Below are 17,908 nucleotides of genomic sequence, written 5' to 3'. Positions count from 1 at the left end.
AAATCCAGACGAACATATCGAAGCAATCGTTCGATATTCTAGAACTCAGATGAGGAGAGTCGCTTCCCAGGCGCCGCGACCGACCTGTTCGGCGATCAGGGCGCGGATCAGCCGGCACATTTCCTCCATGGCGTAGGTCATCGGGCGGTTGCGGAGGCGGCAGAGATAGAGCGTGCGGGTCAGCTGCGGGTCGATCACCTCGCGCGCCACCAGTTTCCCGGCCTTCAATGGCTCGCTCACGAAATGAGTGGTTGCGATCGTGCAGCCCAAGCTAGCAGTGAGCGCGCCGATCATGCCGCTGGTCGAATTGAGATGCATGATGGCGTTGGCCTCCAGCCGCTTCAGCGGCACGGGGTCGTCAAGCAGCGCGCGGGCCGACAACCCTTGCCGCAGCAGGATCAGTGGTAGACGAGCCACCTCCTCCAGGCTGATCGGCGCCTTGGTCTTGCCGATCAGCTTCTCGGTGCCGACGCAGAACATCTGCTCTTCCAGCACGGGTTCGGCAATCAGGTCCTTCTCCGACGGCGGGTTGTAGACCAGCGCGAGGTCGACCTCCGAGCTCATCAGATGCAGCAGCGTCGCACCGGAGAGACTTTCGGTCAGCGACAGCTTCAGGTTCGGATATTTCGTCAGCACGGTCCGCATCAGCGGCACGCCGATCGCCTTCATCCCGGAATTGGCCATGCCGATCGAGATGTCGCCGGCAATCGCGCCGCCACCTTCCTTGATCTCGCGTTCGGCCGCGGCCATCGCGCGCAGGATGATGCGGGCATGCTCGTAGAGCCGTTCCCCGGCCGCGGTCGGTTCCATGCCGCGTGGCTTGCGCTCGAACAGCGGTGTGGCGAATTCGGCTTCGAGGTTCGCGATATGGTGGCTGAGCGCCGATTGCGCGACATTGACCTGGTCCGCCGCCCGCGACAGGTTGCGCTGCTCGTAAACCGCGATGAAATAGCGAAGCTGGCGGGAGTCCATGGGAACCAGAGCGTTCTAGAACCGCGAATGCACTATTCGACAGATTATATTTTTCAGATAGCGAGCGGAAGCCTAATCTCAGGGAAGAGCGAGCACGGAGAAGCTGATGACCGGGAGCGGATTGCCGCTGGAAGGCGTGAGGGTCGTCGAGATGACCCACATGGTGATGGGTCCGACCTGCGGCATGGTCCTGGCGCAACTGGGCGCCGAGGTGATCAAGGTCGAGCCCCCGGCCGGGGACAAGACCCGCTCGCTCGGCGGCATGGGTGTCTCGTTCTTCCCGCTGTTCAACCGCGGCAAGCGCAGCGTCGTGCTCGATCTCGCGAAACCCGAAGACCGCGAGATGATGCACCGGCTGCTCGCCAGCGCCGACGTGTTCCTGGAGAATTTTCGCGACGGCCAGCTCGAGAAGCAGGGCCTCGGCGCCGAGGAGCTGCGCAAGAAATATCCGGATCTGATCGTCGCCGGCCACAAGGGCTTTCTGTCCGGCCCCTACGAGCATCGCCCGGCGCTCGACGAGGTCGTGCAGATGATGTCGGGGCTCGCGGCGATGACCGGCACCCGCGACAAGCCGCAGCGCGTCGGCTCCTCCGCCAACGACATCATGGGCGGCATGTTCGGCGCGATCGCGATCCTGGCCGCGCTCTATCAGAAGCGCGGCGGCAACAGGAACGGCGCCGACATCCGTATCGGGCTGTTCGAGAACTGCCTGTTCCTGGTCGCCCAGCACATGGTCGAGTACGAGATGACCGGCCGCAAGCCGCGCTCGATGCCGGAGCGCGAGCATGCCTGGCCGATCTACGATATTTTCGACGCCGCCGGCGGCGATCGCATCTTCATCGGCGTCGTCACCGAAGGCCATTGGCAAAGCTTCTGCCGCGAATTCGGCCTGCAGGAATTCGCCGACGATCCGACGCTGCGCACCACGACGGACCGCATCATGGCGCGGGACCGGATCATTCCGCGCGTCGCCGAGGTGGTCAAACGTTGGAATGTGGCGGAGCTGTCGGCCAGGCTTGACGCGCTCAACATCTGCTTCTCGCCGATCAACCGGCCCGAGGATCTGCTGCAGGACCCGCATGTGTTGCGCCCGGGCGGCCTCGTCAACAATGTCAACGCCGACGGCAAGCCGTTCCGCGTGCCGGCACTGCCGGTCGAGTGGAACGGCTGCAATATCGGTGAGGGCCTGAAAGTGCCGGCGCTTGGTGCCGATACCGACGACGTTCGCGCCGAGCTCGAACAACCGAAACGCTCATCAACCGGAAACGCTGCGTGAGGCTGCCATGACCCGCGTCCATGATATCTATCCGAACGACCGAGTGAGCCTGCGCGAGGTCGGCCTGCGCGACGGCCTGCAGCTGGTGAAGACATTCCCGTCGACATCGGCCAAACAGCGCTGGGTGCGCGATGAATACGCCGCCGGCGTCAGGCATTTCGAGGTCGGTTCGTTCCTGCCGGCCAAGACCTTTCCGCAGTTCGTCGATGTCAGGGACGTCATCGCGACCGTCGCGTCGCTGCCCGGTGCGCACGGCGTCGCGCTGGCGCTGAACGAGCGCGGCGTCAACGAGGCGCTGGCCTCGGGCGTCGCCGAGATCGCCTCTGTCGTTTCGGCAACCGAGGAGCACAGCCAGGCCAATGCCAATCGTTCGCGCGAATCTGCGATCGCGAACATCAAGCGGCTCTGCGAGCTGCGTGACGCCAGCGCCCACAAGCCGCTGGTCAATGCCGCGATCTCGATGGCGCTGGGCTGCTCGATCGTCGGTCCTGTCGATCCGACCGAGGTGCTGCGCCTCACCGAGCAGCTTTACGAGGCCGGCGTCGACATGGTCGCGATCGCCGACACGGTCGGCTATGCCGGCCCGAAACAGGTCGGCGAGCTGACGCGGGGCGCGGTCAGGATCGCGGGCGTGAAGCCGGTCTGCGTTCATCTGCACGACACCCGTGGCATGGGCATCGCGAATGCTTCCGCCGCGCTCGACGAAGGCGCCCGCGTGCTCGACGGCTCGTTGGGTGGCCTCGGCGGCTGCCCGTTCGCGCCGGGCGCGACCGGCAATGCGGTGTTCGAGGATCTCGTGTTCCTCTGCGAGAGTCAGGGATTTCCGACTGGCATCGATCTCGACCGTCTGATCGCGGTGCGTTCGATTCTCAAGTCCGAGATGCCGAACGAGGCGTTGTACGGGGGTCTCGCGCGCGCCGGGCTGCCATCTGGGGCCAAGGCACGGGCGGCATAAACGGATCTAATCGTGGTGATGCGCGCGCTTGCGCGGTTTCTTTCCTGACGCGGTCGGGATCATCACCACGCGGCCGTAGCGGACACCGCGTGGCGATGATGTGGTCGGCGAAATGTCGGACCTCGCCGCTGGCGCCCTTCAGCGCCGTCACCTCCATGCAGCTGTCGTCGTCGAGATGGACGTGCAGCGTCGCCAGCGACAAATCGTGGTGACCATGGAAATTCTGCACCAGCCGCTTCGACAAATCGCGCGCGGCGTGATCATAGACATAGACCAGTGTCGCCACGCATTGCCCTGAAGGCATCTCCTCCGCGCTCTGCTGCAGGCCGGCGCGGGCGAGATCGCGGATGATCTCAGAGCGGTTCTGGTAGCCGCGCGCTGCGGCGGCAGCGTCGATCTCCGCGAGCAAATCATCCTCGATGGTGATGGTGATCCGTTGCACGGATTATCCGTGTTGGCTGGGCGATCGTCGCGTGACTGTAGCAGGTCTCATGCGATGGCACAGTCGTGCGACGGCCCGCGACGCGCTAGACCAGCGCCGGCTCCGCGGCGACGCGCGTTACTTCCGCAACCGGAATCGGTGCCTCCTCGTCAATCTCTTCAGGAGCAAGCGGCGGCGAGTTGCATTCTGGAAACACGCTGAATTCGCCTGCTACCTCCTGGAGCGGCTTTTGCTTGTCGGCCCAGTGCAGAGCCGTGTAATCGAATCCGTGCACGATGGTGGGTTTGACGACCTCGAAATAGGGCGAGATGTCGAAGTCGCGCGGCATGTAGAGCGAGGAATCGCGGATATGCAGGATCTCGCGGCGCGCCTTGCGGCTGGCGGCGCGTGTGATCTTGGGCAGGATCGGGTAGCGCACGGCGTCGAAGGCCTGCGCGATCAGCGCCGAGCAGATGATCTTGGTCGGATCGCCGGAGCCGAACGCGATCATGCGCCGTCGCCAGCGCTGCGGGATCGGCAGCGGGAACAGAAACCGTGCGAGATCGACGATGTTCTTGGTGTCGTAGCCGAAGCCGATGCGGTTGATCGCATAGCGGCACACCGTGGTGCGGTCCTCGTAGGACAGTCCGACCGGCCGGCACATCCTTGTGTGGTATGGGAAATATTTCGACAGCGGCGCTGAGGTCACGCCCTCGCCGATATTGGCCTCGATCAGCATATGCTGCTCGCCGTCGGCTTCGAACGCACCGTCGATCGGCCCGACATAGAGCGCAGCGTGCGACCAGGTCGACTGCGTCAGGTATTTGATGATGCCGGAAATCCGGTTGTTGCCTTCGACCAGCAGAACGTCGCCCGGCTGGATGATGCCGCGCAGATGTTCCGGATCGCTCGGCGTAAACGGCTCGTAACCCGGGACCTCCTTTTGAAGGTACCCCGCGATCCATTGGCCGACGGTATCGAGCACGACCCCCATTGGAATCTCCCCCAGCGGTTCTACGACCGCTTGTGTTCCCTTAGCATGGTCGCAAGCCGTTTCAATTTAGTTCATGCATGACGCGGATCAATCATGATTGATTTACCATGACGGTTGCTGCGATCGGTGAGATACGGCTAAGTTCGCGAAGCGTTCCCCTTTGCTGCAAGTCCCCGGAAACCATGCCAGTGATCTCGCCAGTGATCTCGCCATGACAATGACCCGCCGCGATTTCCTGTCGGCGTCCGCAGCACTGGCGTCTGCGCCAGCGCTCAGTGGCCGGGTCCTGGCTGCGCCGTTGCCGCGCGAGGCTGACATTGTCGTGATCGGCGCGGGCGCCGCGGGCATTGCCGCGGCGCGCCGGATTGCAGCCGCGAACCGCAAGGTGATTGTGGTGGAGGCCGCAGGCCAGATTGGCGGGCGCTGCCAGACCGATGCGGCGAGCTTCGACGTACCGTTCGATCGTGGCGCGCGCTGGATGCATAATCCCGAGACCAATCCGGTGATCCGGCTGGCTCGCGCCGCCGGCTTCGAGATCGTCACGGCGCCCGCGGGCCAGAAGATCCGCATCGGCCGGCGCTATGCCCGTCCCGGCGAGACCGAGGAGTTTCTGGCCGCATTGGTGCGCACCAATCGCGCCATCGACGATGCCTCGCGCAGGGCCGATATCGCCTGCGCCGCAGCGTTGCCGAAGGATCTCGGCGATTGGGCCGGCACGGCCGAGTTTCTGCTCGGCGCCGGCTTCAGCGGCAAGGATCTGAAGGACGTCTCCGCCGTCGACAAGGTCCGTGCGCAGGACCGCAACGGCGCGATTGCCTGCCGGCAGGGCTTGGGGGCCCTGATCGCCAAGCTCGGCGAGCAGCTTCCGCTGGCGCTCTCGACACCCGCGCAGCGGATTCTGTGGAGCAATCGCGACGTGGTGGTCGAGACGCCTTCCGGCAAGATCAACGCGCGAGCCGCCATCGTCACCGTGTCGAGCAATGTGCTCACGAGTGGCAACATCAAATTCGGCCCCGACATCCCGAAGCGCACGCTCGATGCCGCGGCGAAACTGAGCCTCGGCAGCTACGATCGCATTGCGCTGCAACTCCCCGGCAACCCGCTCGGGCTGTCGCGCGACGACGTCATCATCGAGCAGAGCAATTCGACCCGGACGGCCCTCCTTTACGGCAATATCGGCGGCTCGTCGCTGTGCACGATCGATGTCGCGGGCTCTTTTGGCCGCGATTTGTCCGCGCAGGGCGAGCAGGCGATGGGCGCGTTCGCGGTTGAATGGTTGAGCAAGCTCTATGGCAGCGAGATCGGCGCCGCCGTGAAGAAGACGACCGCGACCCGCTGGAATGCACAGCCCTTCATCCTCGGTGCGATGTCGGCCGCCGCACCGGGCGCGCAAGCCTCGCGAAAGATCCTGACTGAGCCGATCGGCTGCCTGTATCTGGCGGGCGAAGCCACGCATGAGACGCTGTGGGGCACCGTTGACGGCGCCTGGGAGAGCGGCGAGCGCGCCGCTGAGGCCGCGCTGCGGCGGATCGGTGCGCTCAAGGACGCGGCGCCCGAAGCCGCCGCACCGGCCGCGAAGCCGCGGTCGCACCGTGGGCGCTCTCACACAGCCTCGCCGATGAACTGATGTCACCGCCAAAGGCACTGATCTCCTGGTCGAGCGGCAAGGACAGCGCGTTCGCGCTGCACGAGGTGCGGCGCGCCGGCGAGTTCGAGATTGTCAGTGCGCTGACGACCGTCACCGAGACCTTTGGCCGCGTCTCGATCCACGGCGTCCGTCAGGAGATCCTGCACGCGCAGTGCGATGCGGCGGGACTGCCGCAGCTGATCGTGCCGATACCCTATCCCTGCCCGAACGAGGTCTACGAGGCGCGGATGGGGGAAGCGGTGGCGCAGGCCGTTCGTGACGGCGTCACCCACATGATCTTCGGCGATCTGTTCCTGGCCGATATCCGCGCCTATCGCGAGCAGAAGCTCGCCGGCACCGGCATCACGCCGGTGTTTCCATTGTGGGAGCGGCCGACGCCGGCGCTCGCCGAGGCGATGCTCGCAAGCGGGCTCGAAGCCTGGCTCGCCACGGTGGATATGAAAAAACTTCCGGCCGAGTTCGCCGGCCGCAAGTTCGATGCGCGGTTGCTGGCCGATTTGCCTGCGAACGTCGATCCCTGTGGCGAGAACGGCGAGTTTCACACCTGCGTCGTGGCGGGGCCGATGTTTGCGCGTCCACTTGCTCTCATAACCGGTGAACGCGTCGAGCGCGACGGCTATGCGTATTGCGATTTGGTGATGGCGCCTGCCACATAACCGCTGTCGTCCCTGCGGAAGCAGGGACCCAACCTCCGCGGCCGATGTTGTGAATGGGACTCGTCGTTCCAGCGTCGCAAGGCAATTCGCATTTGTGGTTATGGGTCCCGGGTCCCGTCTACGCCAAGGCTTCGACGGGGCTTGCGACCTTGGGCGCGCCGGAGCCTTGGCGGAGGCGGCAAGCCCGGGACGACAGCGAATTTGTGGCGTGGTCTGTGAGTCCGGGCGCGGGGCGCTTGCACGATTTCGGTATAATGGAATAATGCCGCCGATTTGCCCGACATGTCAAGTTGTCGTGTCGAGCGCCTACTTTGCATGGGGTTGTTTTCGATATTTTGGCACTGCGCCCCTGCCCGCAAGGAGGGAGGGAGCCTGCTGACCTCAAGGAGTCTTGCTTTGTTCACGGACTACGCGAGACGATAGCGCTCGCCGCCTCACACCGGCAGCTTCAGCTCCATCAGGTCGCGGGCGACGATGAGGCGGCCTTTGAAATGCTTTCTGGCCTCGCGGCTCCAGTCCTCGTCGGTCACATCGAGTTCGCCGGGTACGAGGTGGCTCATCACCAGCACCTTGACGTTGGCGGCCTCAGCGATGCGGCCGACGTCCTCGGCGGAGGTGTGGCTCTCGAGCAGATGTTTTTTCAACGTGGCGCCGTTCTTGACGCGCGCCACCAGTTTGTCGACCCAGGGGAGATAAATCGCCTCGTGCACCAGGACGTCGGCGCCATGCGCGAACTCCGCGAGCTTGGGATTGTAGGCAGTGTCGCTGGAGAACACGATGGTACCGTCCGGCGTCTTGAACTTGTAGGCGAAATTGTCAGTGATCGGAGGATGCGGGGTCCGAAATGCCGTCACCTTCACATCATCGGTCTGCAGCACCACGCCGTCCTCGGTGATGTCTTTCGCGATCAGAAGCTTGCGGAGATCGGGGCGGCCTTCATCTTCGATGCGGGTCTCGATGTCGAATTTGTTCAGCTCCCAATAGGTCTTCGTCATCGCCTCGATGCCGTTCGGCCCGAACGAGTGAATCGGGGTCGACAGCCCGGTTGCCCAGGCGTTGTAGACAAGGTTGCCGTATTCGAGATTGTGGTCGGAGTGATGATGGCTGATGAAGATGTACTTCACCGATTCCAGCGGCACGCCGGCGCTGACGAGCTGGTGGCTGACGCCCATGCCGCAATCGATCACGAACGGGGTGCCGTTGACGACGACAAGGTTGGCAGGATTTGATGGACCGACGCCGACCCGCGGGCCGCCCTTGGTGCCGAGGAATACGATCCGGGTGCGCGGCTTTGCGGTTTGCGCAAGCATGGCGGGAGCGGCGAGCACAGCGGCACTGCCGAGCGCGAGCTTCAACGCATTGCGGCGGTCGATCATCGGTCTCTCCCCGTCGTATTCTCGTTATGGTGACGCAACCTAGCCGCCGCGCAAAATGCCATCAAGCGCGGGCAGGCCGGCGATGACGGCGGCCGCAATCAGCGCGTAGCAGATCGCGCGGAACACATTCTCGCTCGCTCTGCCGAACAGCGACGCGCCGAACCAGACGCCGATGGCATAGACCGGACCGACGATCAGCGAGAATTTGATCGAGTCGATCGTGATCAGTCCGGTGAACCAGTAGCTGACCAGCGAAAAGAAGTCGGAGGCGCCGAAGAACAGCACGATATTGGCACGGGAAATGATCGATGAGACCGGGCGGCCGAGCCAGTAGGCGACGATCGGCGGTCCACCGGTCTGCGCCAAACCGCTGCAGAAGCCGGAGAGACCACCAACGCCGACCGACAGCGCGACGTGATCCTTGCCGTGGTAACGCCAGCCCGACAGCAGCAGCAGCAGCAGGGCGGCGACGAAGCAGGAGATGATCCAGCGCGTGGTGACGGGATCGAGCACGGTGAGGAAATAGGTACCGATGGGAACGCCGACGAACGCACCGGCGACCATGATCGCAGTCGCCTTGCGATCGGCGTGGGTCCAGGCATTCGGCAGCAGCGGGGTTGCCGCAACGAAGTCGATCAGCAGCAGCAGCGCTGCGACCAGCCGCGGACCCGCGATGCTGCTCGCCAAGGGCATGAAGATCAGCGCCGAGCCGAAGCCGGAAAATCCGCGCGCGGTGCCCGAGATGAAGGCGATAGCGCAGATCGCGAGTGCGACGTTGGTTGAGATGTCGGAGGGGATGAGGCTGAGTGGGGTCATGCGATGGGCGTAATGGCTTTTCTTGTTCTGGGCCGCAATCTCAGCTGCACCTTGCCCCGCTTGCGGGGAGAGGTCGGAATTCAAGCAGAGCTTGAATTTCGGGTGAGGGGGAGTCTCCGCGAGTACGTCTACCAGTCCGTACGGGGAGAGAGCCCCTCACCCCAACCCTCTCCCCGTAAGAACGGGGAGAGGGGGAGAAACATCACCCCCGCAGCGTGCCGCCGGTCCGCTTCGTCACCTCGGCGACAACCTTCGCCGCGACTGCGTCGATCTCCTGGTCGGTCATCGTTTTTTCGCGCGGCTGGATCGTCACGGCGATGGCGATCGACTTCTTGTCGGGATCGATGCCCTTGCCTTCATAGACGTCGAAGACGGTGACGCCAGTGATCAGTTTCTTGTCGACATTCTGCGCGGAACGGACGATGTCGCCCGCCTTGACGCTGCGGTCGACGATGAAGGCGAAGTCGCGCGACACCGGCTGGAATGCGGACAAATCGAGCAGCGGCTTGGCGCGGGTCGGCTTTTGCTTGCCGTCCGGAATGCGCTCGAGGATGACCTCGAAGGCGATCATCGGGCCGTCGGCGCCGAGCGCCTCAAGCGCGCGTGGATGCAGCTCGCCGAAACTGCCAAGCACGTTCTGCGGACCGATCTGGATGGTGCCGGAGCGTCCCGGATGCAGCCAGGCCGGGCCGCCCGATAAGATCTGCAGCGCCTGCATCGGCGCGCCAGCCGCAGCAAGCACGGCGAAGGCGTCGGCCTTGGCGTCCATCGCGCCAGTGGTCGACGAGCCCGACCAGTTGCGGCCGATCCCGCTGGATGACGCATAGCCGTGGCGCACGCCGGCGGCGGCAATGAGCTGGTTCTCGGGCTTGTCGCCGCGGAACACCTGCCCGACCTCGAACAGTGCGACATCAGGATAGCCGCGGTTGATGTTGGCCTGCGCGGCGGCGACGAGGCCCGCCAACAGGCTCGGCCGCATGTCGGACAAATCAGCCGCGATCGGATTGGCAAGCACGAGCTCGGCCTGGCCGCCGCCAAACAGTTCGGCGGCAGGCCTGGTGATGAACGAATAAGTCACGGCCTCCACCATGCCGCGCGCGGCCAGCGCGCGCTTGGCGCGGCGGGTGCGATTCTGCAGCGGCGTCAGCACCGGCTTGCGTGGCGCCTCGCCACGCTCGAACGGGGTCATCGGCACCTTGTCGACACCGACGATGCGCACGATCTCCTCGACGATATCGGCCTTGCCCTGCACATCGGTGCGCCAGGACGGGATCGCGACCTTCACGACCGGGCCGTTGCCGGCCAGCATGAAGCCGAGGTGGCTCAGGATCAGCTTGACCTCGACCAACGGCACCTCGATGCCGGCGAGTCGCTTCACCTCGGCGAGCGGAAAATCGATGATGCGGTCATCGCCGAACTGCTTGCCGACCACGATATTCTCGGACGGCGTGCCGCCGCAGAGATCGAGCACCATTTTGGTTGCGAGCTCGAGCCCGGGCACCATGAAGGCCGGATCGACGCCGCGCTCGAAGCGATAGCGTGCATCCGAATTGATGCCGAGCTTGCGGCCGCTCTGCGCGATGTTGATCTCGTTCCACAGCGCCGATTCGATCAGCACGTCGGTGGTATCTTCGTCGCAGCCAGAGGCCTCGCCGCCCATGATGCCGGCGAGCGATTCGACGCCGTGCTCGTCCGATATCACGCAAACATTGCTGTCGAGCGTGTAGGTGCGGCCGTCGAGCGCGAGCAGCGTCTCGCCGTCTTTCGCGCGGCGTACCGTGAGATTGCCCTTGACCTTCTTGGCGTCGAACACGTGCAGTGGACGCGCGCGGTCGTAGGTCATGAAATTGGTGATGTCGACCAGCGCGTTGATCGGACGGAGCCCGATCGAAGTCAGGCGCTTTTGCAGCCAGTCCGGCGACGGGCCGTTCTTCACCCCGCGCACCAGGCGCAGCGCGAAGCCCGGGCACAGCGTGGCGTCTTCCACCGTCACCTGCACCGGGCAGGGGAATTCGCCCTTGATCGGCTTGATGCCGGGGTCTTTGAACTTGCCCATGTCGGCGGCGGAGAGGTCGCGCGCAATGCCATGCACGCCGGTGCAGTCCTGCCGGTTCGGCGTCAAATTGATCTCGATCACGGGATCGCCAAGCGCGGCCCACGCGGCATAACCCTTGCCGATCGGTGCATCGGCCGGCAACTCCATGATGCCGTCATGGTCTTCGGAAATCTGCAGCTCGGCCGCCGAACACAGCATGCCGCGGCTCTCGACACCCCTGATGGTGCCGACGCCAAGCGTGATGTCCTTGCCGGGGATGTAGGTGCCGGGCGGTGAGAACACGCTGATCAGCCCCGCACGCGCATTCGGCGCACCGCACACCACCTGAACCGGCGCGCCGCCATCGCCGGTGTCGACCGTGCAGACGCGCAAGCGGTCGGCATTCGGATGCTGCTCGGCCGAGATGACGCGCGCGATCGTGAACGGCGCAAGCGCCTTGGCCTTGTCCTCGATGTTCTCGACCTCGAGCCCGATCATGGTGAGCTTGTCGGCGAGCTTGTCCAGCGGCTCGTCGGTCTCGAGATGATCCTTCAGCCAGGAGAGGGTGAATTTCATGACGTTGGCTTCTCTTGTCCCCTCTCCCGCTTGCGGGTCGCGACGAGCTTCGCTCGCGCTGAGAGGGTTAGGATGGGGGCTCTCTCCGCGATGGCAGCGAGGGTGAGACTCACGAGCTCAATCCCCCCGCCAGCGTCGGGATGTCCTGGGGCTTGAAGCCGTAATGATTGAGCCAGCGGACGTCGTTCTCGAACATCTGGCGCAAATCGGCGATGCCGTATTTCAACATCGCGATGCGGTCGATGCCCATGCCCCAGGCGAAACCCTGGTAGACATCAGGATCGATGCCGCAGGCGCGCAGCACGTTCGGGTGCACCATGCCGCAGCCGAGGATCTCCATCCAGTCCTCGCCCTCGCCGAAGCGGATCTCGCCCTTGTCGCGGCGGCACTGGATGTCGACCTCGAGCGACGGCTCGGTGAACGGGAAGAACGACGGCCGGAAGCGCATGTTGATGTGGTCGACCTCGAAGAACGCCTTGCAGAACTCGTGCAGGATCCATTTGAGGTGGCCGAGATGCGAGCCCTTGTCGATGACGAGGCCTTCGACCTGGTGGAATTGCGGCGTGTGCGTCGCATCCGAGTCGATGCGATAGGTGCGGCCGGGGCAGATGATGCGGATCGGCGGCTTCTGGGTCAGCATCGTGCGCACCTGCACCGGCGAGGTGTGGGTGCGCAACAGCATGCGCGAGCCGTCTTCCTTCGGGTTGAAGAAGAATGTGTCGTGCATCTCCCGCGCCGGATGGCCTTCGGGGAAGTTCAGCTTGGTGAAATTGTAATCGTCGGTCTCGATGTCAGGACCTTCGGCGACCGAAAATCCCATGTCGGCGAAGATCGTGGTGACCTCGTCCCAGACCTGGGTCAGCGGATGGATGCGGCCGGCTTCCGCCGGCGTCTCGCGCAGCGGCAGCGTGACATCAATGGTTTCCGATGCAAGGCGCGCATCGAGTGCGGCGGACTTCAACACGTCGCGCCGCGCGGTCAGCGCCTGCGTTACCGCATCCTTGGCGAGATTGATTTTCGCGCCTTCCGTCTTGCGCTCGTCCGGCGACATCTTGCCGAGCGTCGCGAGCAAAGCGGAGATCGAGCCCTTCTTGCCGAGGGCGGCGACGCGGACCGCCTCGAGGGCGGCTTCGTCGCCGGCGGCGGCGATCTGGTCGAGGATGGATGTTTCGAGCGTTGCGAGGTCGGACACTGGCATTCTCTGTTTGCAAAAGCCGCTGGGTTGTCGCCGCCCAAAGGCTATAACGTCAAGCAAAAAGCCGGTCATTTCGGGCTGATGATCGGCGGCGTTGAACCCCTGATCGAGACGTGGGACCAAGGGGAGTATCGGGAGGCCCACGCGATGGTGTTGCGATCTTGCCTGGCCGCTTTGGCGGTGCTGTCTGCCCTCGGCGCGGCAAGGGCCGCCACCGAGGAGTGTCCCGCCCAATCGACCGAGGGGGATGTCATCATTGCGGCGCTGCAGGCAGCGCCAAACTGCGACCGCGCGATGAAGATTTTTCGAGCGTGTGAATATGGCGCCAGCCCTGACGTGCAGTTCGGCGCCATCGTCGAGCAAAAATGCGAGGCGGATTTCCTGCCTCGCGTCGGGGCAGCGCAGAAAAAGGCCTATGCGGGCCAGCTGAAGCGGTGCGACGCCAAATACGCGAACGAGAGCGGCACCATGTACCGCTCGTTCACCGCGTTTTGCCGGGCAGAGGTGTCACAGCGTTATTCGCAGAAGGCGCTGAAGGCCGCGAGCCCGAAGGCTCGCTAGCTTTAGGCCGCCAGCGCGGCCTTGGCCTTCTCGGCGATCGCCTGGAATGCCGCCGGCTCGGTGATCGCGAGATCCGACAGAACCTTGCGGTCGACCATGACGCCCGACTTCGAGAGGCCGTTGATGAAGACGCTGTAGGTCATGCCGAACGGACGAACCGCGGCATTGATGCGCTGGATCCAGAGCGCGCGGAAGGTGCGCTTCTTGCGCTTGCGATCGCGGAAGGCGTACTGGCCGGCCTTTTCGACGGCCTGCTTGGCGGCGCGGATGGTGTTCTTGCGGCGGCCGCGAAAGCCCTTGGCGGCCTTGTAGACTTTCTTGTGCTTGGCGTGAGAGGTCACACCGCGTTTGACGCGTGACATGACGGAAATCCTTTGGATTCTAAAGAGGTGACTGGTTGGCCTGCGCGGACGCGGCCGGATTCAAGCGGATGGACGCGATCAGGCGTTCGGCAAGAAGTACTTCTTGACGTTGTCGCCGTCGGTCTTGAACAGCACGCGGGTGCCGCGGAGCTGACGGATCTGCTTCTTTGTCCGCTTGATCATGCCGTGGCGCTTGCCGCTCTGGGCGTGCATTACTTTGCCGGTGGCAGTCACTTTGAAGCGCTTTTTAGCGCCCGACTTGGTCTTCAGCTTGGGCATTTGGCTCTCCTATGGCCAACACGAATATCGCCCAAAAGGCGTTCGGTCGGCTAAAATGCTCGTTAGAGCGTTGGAAGTGCTAAGGTTTTTCCCGAATTGAAAGAACCCGCACAGACGTCGCCACGGCAGCCCTTGATCAGCCGGTCGACGAAGCCGGGCTTATGACAGAGGAAAAGCAGTTTTGCAACGATGAACCGGGGCGCCGGCTGACGTGACTGAGGGGCATTGCAGTCACCGAAGGTGCGATAATCATGACCCATTTCTCCCGACCAAGTTCTCTTGCAAGTTCCCTTTTTGCTGTTTTGCGGCCCTCCCGCGCCCTGCGGGCGCTCCCTTTGCTGGCCTGCCTTGCGGTCGGGATGATGTCAGGCCCCGCCGAGGCCAAGGCGAGGCCGGCGCGTGGCGGCGCCTATGACGGCGTCTGGAACGTGGTCTTTGCCACCACGCAGGGCACCTGCAGCTCCGGTTACAGCGTCCCGTTCACGGTAACCGGCAGCCGGGTCTCGTCGGCCGGTGGCGGACGGGTCTCGGGCGCGGTCAACCGCGCCGGCAGCGTCGCGGTCAACGTCTCGGTCGGCCGCTCCCATGCCAGCGGCGGCGGTCGGCTCGCGGCCGGCAACGGCGCCGGGACCTGGCGCGGAGAAATCTCGGGCGACCGCTGCAGCGGCACCTGGCAGGCGACGCGGACCTAGGTGGTCTCGTAGCCCGGATGGAGCGCAGCGAAATCCGGGCTACGAAAAAGAAACGGCCCGTCAGACGATCTGACGGGCCGCTTTCTCTCGGCAATCGAACAAATTCGAATTAGCGCGGCGCCAGCACCATCACAACCTGGCGGCCCTCGAACCTTGCGTCCTGCTCGACCTTGGCGAATTCGGCAACGTCGGCCTTCACCTTGTCCAGCAGCTTGGTACCGATCTCCTGGTGCGCCATCTCACGACCGCGGTAGCGCAAGGTGATCTTGACCTTGTCGCCTTCCTCGAAGAAGCGCTGCATCGCGCGCATCTTCACGTCATAATCGTGATCGTCGATCATCGGGCGGAGCTTGATCTCCTTGATCTCGACGACCTTCTGTTTCTTGCGGGCTTCGGCGGCTTTCTTCTGCGCAGAATATTTGTACTTGCCGTAGTCCATGATCTTGCAGACCGGAGGACTGGTGTTCGGCGAAATCTCCACGAGATCCATACCGGCATCCATGGCCATCTTGATGGCCACCACGGTTTCGACGGTGCCTTTGTTGACACCATCCACATCGATCAGCTGGATCTGTGCGTTGCGAATCTCATCATTGGTGCGCGGCCCGTCTTTGGCGACTGTCGGCGGGGCTCTATTGGGACGGCGAATGGGTAGCTCTCCAAGATTGTGAAAGGGAAGGCGGATATTTTGAAGCAAGACGCTGCCACGGGCAAGCGAACTCGCTAGTTACGCCGCAAAACCGTCAAATGCGAGGCATTTTGGTCACGCCCGGCAGATATAGCGCTGCTGCGCGCTGCGCAAGGCCACAGCCGTTGACCGATGCCGTCAGCTCATTGAAAAGCGAGTATCTGACGCGCGAGTGACCGAACCATGAGCCAAGCTGCCGCATCCACTGAGGAACTCGCCTTTATCGAGGTCGGCGAGGGCAGCAGGGCACGCCGGATCGCGGTGCGCGCCCGAAACGGCAATGATCCCGGCAGCGCAGGGGACGCGCCCGGCCTGTTCTGGCTCGGCGGGTTCAATTCCGACATGACGGGCACCAAGGCGATCGCGCTGGACGGCTGGGCCGCCGAGCACGGCCGCGCCTGCATCAGGTTCGACTATTCCGGGCATGGCGAATCCGGCGGGCAGTTCGCCGACGGCACGATCGGCCGCTGGCTCGAGGAGAGCGTGGCGGTGTTTACGCAGTTCTGCCGCGGGCCGCAGGTGGTGATCGGTTCCTCGATGGGCGGCTGGATGGCGCTGCTGCTGGCGCGCGAGATCGCCAAACGGAACCATGCTGGCGGCAACGGCGCTGCGTCGCTCGCAGGCCTGGTGCTGATCGCGCCGGCGCCCGATTTCACGGAGGAACTGATGTGGAAGGGGTTTTCGCCCGAGATCCGCGCCGAGATCGAAACCAACGGCGCCTGGCTCCGCCCGTCGGAATATGGTGACGGCACGCCCTATCCGATCACCCGCAATTTGATCGAGGAGGGCCGCAACCATCTTTTGCTCGGCAGCCAGATCGATGTCGGCTGGCCGGTGCGCATCCTGCAGGGCGCGCAGGATCCGGATGTGCCGTGGAAGCACGCCTTCGCGCTGGTGCACCGGCTGCCGGCCGAGGACGTCGTGCTGACCATGATCCAGGACGGCGATCACCGCCTGTCGCGGCCGCAGGACATCGCGCGCATCATCGCCGCGGTGGCGGAGATCGGGTAATCTTCCCTCAAAGGGAGCAACGCCAATGGATACGATAAAAATGCTGCGCGCGTTCTGCGACGCGGTCGAGCAGCGCAACGGCAAGGCCTTCGCGAAACTGTTCACCGAGGACGGCGTCTATCACGACGTGTTCTATGGCGCGTTCGCGGGACACACCAAAATCGCCGTGATGATCGACGACTGGTTCTACCGCACCGCGACCGATTTCCGCTGGGACATGCACGCGCCCGTCAGTGACGGCGAGACGCTCTATGCGCGCTACACGTTCAGCTACCGCTCGACCTTGGCCGAAGCGAAGGGCGCGCGGGCGATGTTCGAGGGCGTCGCGATCATGCGGCTGCGCGATGGCAAGATCACAGAGTATCATGAGGTCGCCAACACCGCGCCGGCCTTCGTCGACCTGAATTTCGCGCCGGAGCGGCTCGCGAAGATCATGGCCAGGCAGGGTGCCGCGCTGAAAGCACGACCGGAGATGAAGCGGCATCTAGCCTAGCTTTCATTCCGGGGCATTGCGCAGCGATGAACCCGGAATCCAGAGGTCGCGGCGCGAGATTCCGGGTTCGCGCTTCGCGCGCCCCGGAATGACGAAAGGTTACGGCGGCGGCGGGTTTGTCATCGGCTTGCGCTGGGCGAGCGCTGCGACCGTCGACGTGCCGATCGGTCCCCTCTCGTCGTAGAGCCAGCATTCGCCGATCGCGACACCGTCGGTGGCGTGATGGTTCACCACTTCGAAGCCGATCCAGTTGGTCACCGGAAGGCGATGCAGATAGATCGTGACGTCGCTGTTGATGTAGCCGAGCCCCTGGTCGCCGGCATTGGCGAACGGGCTGGCGAAATCGGCACCCGTGGCGACATGGACGAACGGCGTCATCGGCGTGCCCTCGACCAGTTCGCGCACCTCGCTCATCCAGAGCCGGCGCGGACCGAGCGAGCCCATATGGCCTGTGATCGGCCGGGTCTCCCATTTGCCGTTCATGCCGAGCCTCGGATCGGTCGGCTTCGGAATGTCTGATGGCGCCGGCACCTCCCAGTTTGGCGGCGACCACACATTGCCCGGGGCATTTTCCGTCTTGCGCAATAATTGGCAGGAGGCGCGTGCCATGCTGGTGCCGCCGGAGACAAACTCGGCCTCGATCGCCTTGATGCGCATGCCGTCGCGCACGAGCTTCGTCGTCACCTCGATCGGCGTCGTGATGTTGGGCAGGCGGAACATGTCGACGGTGAGCCGCGCCGGGACGAAATCGTCGGAGCCGTGGCGCTCCTCGATGATGAAAGCAAGCAGGCCGATCACGACGCGGCCGTGCAGGGATTCCGGACTCCACGGTCCGTTCGCAACAGCTGTCGGCATGAAGCCGTCGCCGAGCCTGGTAAAGAAGGGCTGATTTGTCATGGCTT

The 17,908-nt window shown here is 64.1% G+C and carries 18 protein-coding genes and 1 pseudogene; 8 read left to right on the top strand and 11 right to left on the bottom strand.

Annotated elements, in window-relative coordinates; all coding sequences use genetic code 11:
- Positions 1–45: 45 nt before the first annotated feature.
- Entirely contained in the window at positions 46–972 is a 927-nt protein-coding gene (locus tag UP10_RS05710) for a LysR family transcriptional regulator (RefSeq protein WP_044586382.1), read from the bottom strand.
- Between the two features lie 106 nt (positions 973–1,078).
- Here UP10_RS05710 and UP10_RS05705 point away from each other — a divergent pair, with 106 nt between their 5' ends.
- Entirely contained in the window at positions 1,079–2,248 is a 1,170-nt protein-coding gene (locus UP10_RS05705; RefSeq protein ID WP_044586381.1) for a CaiB/BaiF CoA transferase family protein, read from the top strand.
- Between the two features lie 7 nt (positions 2,249–2,255).
- Complete coding sequence (locus UP10_RS05700) at positions 2,256–3,203, top strand: hydroxymethylglutaryl-CoA lyase-like TIM-barrel protein (protein ID WP_044586380.1); 948 nt, start codon at positions 2,256–2,258, stop codon at positions 3,201–3,203.
- Between the two features lie 6 nt (positions 3,204–3,209).
- Here the strand turns inward: UP10_RS05700 and nikR are convergent.
- Both nikR and UP10_RS05690 read right to left on the bottom strand, forming a co-directional pair.
- Positions 3,210–3,645, bottom strand: a pseudogene (gene nikR / locus UP10_RS05695) (nickel-responsive transcriptional regulator NikR).
- 85 nt (positions 3,646–3,730) lie between these two features.
- Entirely contained in the window at positions 3,731–4,618 is an 888-nt protein-coding gene (locus UP10_RS05690) for a YiiX/YebB-like N1pC/P60 family cysteine hydrolase (RefSeq protein WP_245321668.1), read from the bottom strand.
- Positions 4,619–4,829: 211 nt separating this feature from the next.
- Between UP10_RS05690 and UP10_RS05685 the strand changes: the two genes are divergently transcribed.
- Both UP10_RS05685 and UP10_RS05680 read left to right on the top strand, forming a co-directional pair.
- The gene (locus UP10_RS05685; protein ID WP_044586378.1) at positions 4,830–6,245 is read left to right on the top strand and encodes a flavin monoamine oxidase family protein; all 1,416 of its coding nucleotides are present in this window, start codon (positions 4,830–4,832) and stop codon (positions 6,243–6,245) included.
- Complete coding sequence (locus UP10_RS05680; protein ID WP_044586377.1) at positions 6,245–6,922, top strand: Dph6-related ATP pyrophosphatase; 678 nt, start codon at positions 6,245–6,247, stop codon at positions 6,920–6,922. The genes UP10_RS05685 and UP10_RS05680 overlap by 1 nt, the downstream gene beginning before the upstream one ends.
- A gap of 434 nt (positions 6,923–7,356) precedes the next feature.
- Here the strand turns inward: UP10_RS05680 and UP10_RS05675 are convergent, their stop codons facing one another.
- The 4 genes from UP10_RS05675 to pheS all read right to left on the bottom strand — a co-directional run bounded on the left by UP10_RS05675 (position 7,357) and on the right by pheS (position 12,917).
- Positions 7,357–8,298, bottom strand: a complete 942-nt coding sequence (locus tag UP10_RS05675) for an MBL fold metallo-hydrolase (RefSeq protein WP_044586376.1) — start codon at positions 8,296–8,298, stop codon at positions 7,357–7,359.
- A 39-nt stretch (positions 8,299–8,337) separates the two neighbouring features.
- A complete protein-coding gene (locus tag UP10_RS05670; protein ID WP_044586375.1) occupies positions 8,338–9,114 on the bottom strand; it encodes a sulfite exporter TauE/SafE family protein in 777 nt (258 codons plus the stop codon).
- 202 nt (positions 9,115–9,316) lie between these two features.
- Positions 9,317–11,725 (bottom strand): phenylalanine--tRNA ligase subunit beta, encoded by a 2,409-nt coding sequence (gene pheT / locus UP10_RS05665; protein ID WP_044586374.1) that lies wholly within the window; start codon positions 11,723–11,725, stop codon positions 9,317–9,319.
- A 109-nt stretch (positions 11,726–11,834) separates the two neighbouring features.
- Positions 11,835–12,917, bottom strand: a complete 1,083-nt coding sequence (gene pheS, locus UP10_RS05660) for a phenylalanine--tRNA ligase subunit alpha (RefSeq protein ID WP_044586373.1) — start codon at positions 12,915–12,917, stop codon at positions 11,835–11,837.
- Positions 12,918–12,947: 30 nt separating this feature from the next.
- Between pheS and UP10_RS05655 the strand changes: the two genes are divergently transcribed.
- Entirely contained in the window at positions 12,948–13,481 is a 534-nt protein-coding gene (locus tag UP10_RS05655) for a hypothetical protein (protein WP_349643957.1), read from the top strand.
- Between the two features lie 2 nt (positions 13,482–13,483).
- Here UP10_RS05655 and rplT read toward each other — a convergent pair whose 3' ends face one another.
- Positions 13,484–13,843, bottom strand: coding sequence for a 50S ribosomal protein L20 (gene rplT, locus UP10_RS05650; protein WP_044537948.1), 360 nt, complete (start codon positions 13,841–13,843; stop codon positions 13,484–13,486).
- Positions 13,844–13,921: 78 nt separating this feature from the next.
- Positions 13,922–14,122: a 50S ribosomal protein L35 gene (gene rpmI / locus UP10_RS05645; RefSeq protein WP_044537947.1), complete on the bottom strand. Its 201-nt coding sequence runs from the start codon at positions 14,120–14,122 to the stop codon at positions 13,922–13,924.
- Between the two features lie 251 nt (positions 14,123–14,373).
- Here rpmI and UP10_RS05640 point away from each other — a divergent pair, with 251 nt between their 5' ends.
- Positions 14,374–14,814, top strand: coding sequence for a hypothetical protein (locus UP10_RS05640; RefSeq protein WP_044586372.1), 441 nt, complete (start codon positions 14,374–14,376; stop codon positions 14,812–14,814).
- Positions 14,815–14,923: 109 nt separating this feature from the next.
- Here the strand turns inward: UP10_RS05640 and infC are convergent, their stop codons facing one another.
- A complete protein-coding gene (gene infC / locus UP10_RS05635; protein WP_044586509.1) occupies positions 14,924–15,463 on the bottom strand; it encodes a translation initiation factor IF-3 in 540 nt (179 codons plus the stop codon).
- 222 nt (positions 15,464–15,685) lie between these two features.
- Between infC and UP10_RS05630 the strand changes: the two genes are divergently transcribed.
- Both UP10_RS05630 and UP10_RS05625 read left to right on the top strand, forming a co-directional pair.
- A complete protein-coding gene (locus UP10_RS05630) occupies positions 15,686–16,513 on the top strand; it encodes an alpha/beta hydrolase (RefSeq protein WP_044586371.1) in 828 nt (275 codons plus the stop codon).
- Between the two features lie 25 nt (positions 16,514–16,538).
- Positions 16,539–17,006 carry a nuclear transport factor 2 family protein gene (locus UP10_RS05625; protein WP_044586370.1) on the top strand — a complete coding sequence of 156 codons (468 nt, stop codon included), beginning with the start codon at positions 16,539–16,541 and terminating at the stop codon, positions 17,004–17,006.
- Positions 17,007–17,105: 99 nt separating this feature from the next.
- Here UP10_RS05625 and UP10_RS05620 read toward each other — a convergent pair whose 3' ends face one another.
- Entirely contained in the window at positions 17,106–17,903 is a 798-nt protein-coding gene (locus UP10_RS05620) for an acyl-CoA thioesterase domain-containing protein (protein ID WP_044586369.1), read from the bottom strand.
- Positions 17,904–17,908 lie beyond the last annotated feature (5 nt).

The organism is Bradyrhizobium sp. LTSPM299 (assembly GCF_000938235.1).
In the GTDB taxonomy this organism is placed as follows: Bacteria; Pseudomonadota; Alphaproteobacteria; order Rhizobiales; family Xanthobacteraceae; genus Bradyrhizobium.
This window is presented reverse-complemented; position numbering and strand designations above follow the sequence as displayed.

Excerpts from the sequence above, each read along its gene's own strand:
- rplT (WP_044537948.1), bottom strand. The coding sequence starts at position 13,843 with ATGTCACGCGTCAAACGCGGTGTGACCTCTCACGCCAAGCACAAGAAA.
- UP10_RS05705 (WP_044586381.1), top strand. The coding sequence starts at position 1,079 with ATGACCGGGAGCGGATTGCCGCTGGAAGGCGTGAGGGTCGTCGAGATG.
- UP10_RS05690 (WP_245321668.1), bottom strand. The coding sequence starts at position 4,618 with ATGGGGGTCGTGCTCGATACCGTCGGCCAATGGATCGCGGGGTACCTT.
- UP10_RS05670 (WP_044586375.1), bottom strand. The coding sequence starts at position 9,114 with ATGACCCCACTCAGCCTCATCCCCTCCGACATCTCAACCAACGTCGCA.
- UP10_RS05625 (WP_044586370.1), top strand. The coding sequence starts at position 16,539 with ATGGATACGATAAAAATGCTGCGCGCGTTCTGCGACGCGGTCGAGCAG.
- pheT (WP_044586374.1), bottom strand. The coding sequence starts at position 11,725 with ATGAAATTCACCCTCTCCTGGCTGAAGGATCATCTCGAGACCGACGAG.
- UP10_RS05630 (WP_044586371.1), top strand. The coding sequence starts at position 15,686 with ATGAGCCAAGCTGCCGCATCCACTGAGGAACTCGCCTTTATCGAGGTC.
- UP10_RS05640 (WP_044586372.1), top strand. The coding sequence starts at position 14,374 with ATGACCCATTTCTCCCGACCAAGTTCTCTTGCAAGTTCCCTTTTTGCT.
- UP10_RS05620 (WP_044586369.1), bottom strand. The coding sequence starts at position 17,903 with ATGACAAATCAGCCCTTCTTTACCAGGCTCGGCGACGGCTTCATGCCG.
- UP10_RS05680 (WP_044586377.1), top strand. The coding sequence starts at position 6,245 with ATGTCACCGCCAAAGGCACTGATCTCCTGGTCGAGCGGCAAGGACAGC.
- UP10_RS05675 (WP_044586376.1), bottom strand. The coding sequence starts at position 8,298 with ATGATCGACCGCCGCAATGCGTTGAAGCTCGCGCTCGGCAGTGCCGCT.
- UP10_RS05685 (WP_044586378.1), top strand. The coding sequence starts at position 4,830 with ATGACAATGACCCGCCGCGATTTCCTGTCGGCGTCCGCAGCACTGGCG.
- UP10_RS05700 (WP_044586380.1), top strand. The coding sequence starts at position 2,256 with ATGACCCGCGTCCATGATATCTATCCGAACGACCGAGTGAGCCTGCGC.
- rpmI (WP_044537947.1), bottom strand. The coding sequence starts at position 14,122 with ATGCCCAAGCTGAAGACCAAGTCGGGCGCTAAAAAGCGCTTCAAAGTG.
- UP10_RS05710 (WP_044586382.1), bottom strand. The coding sequence starts at position 972 with ATGGACTCCCGCCAGCTTCGCTATTTCATCGCGGTTTACGAGCAGCGC.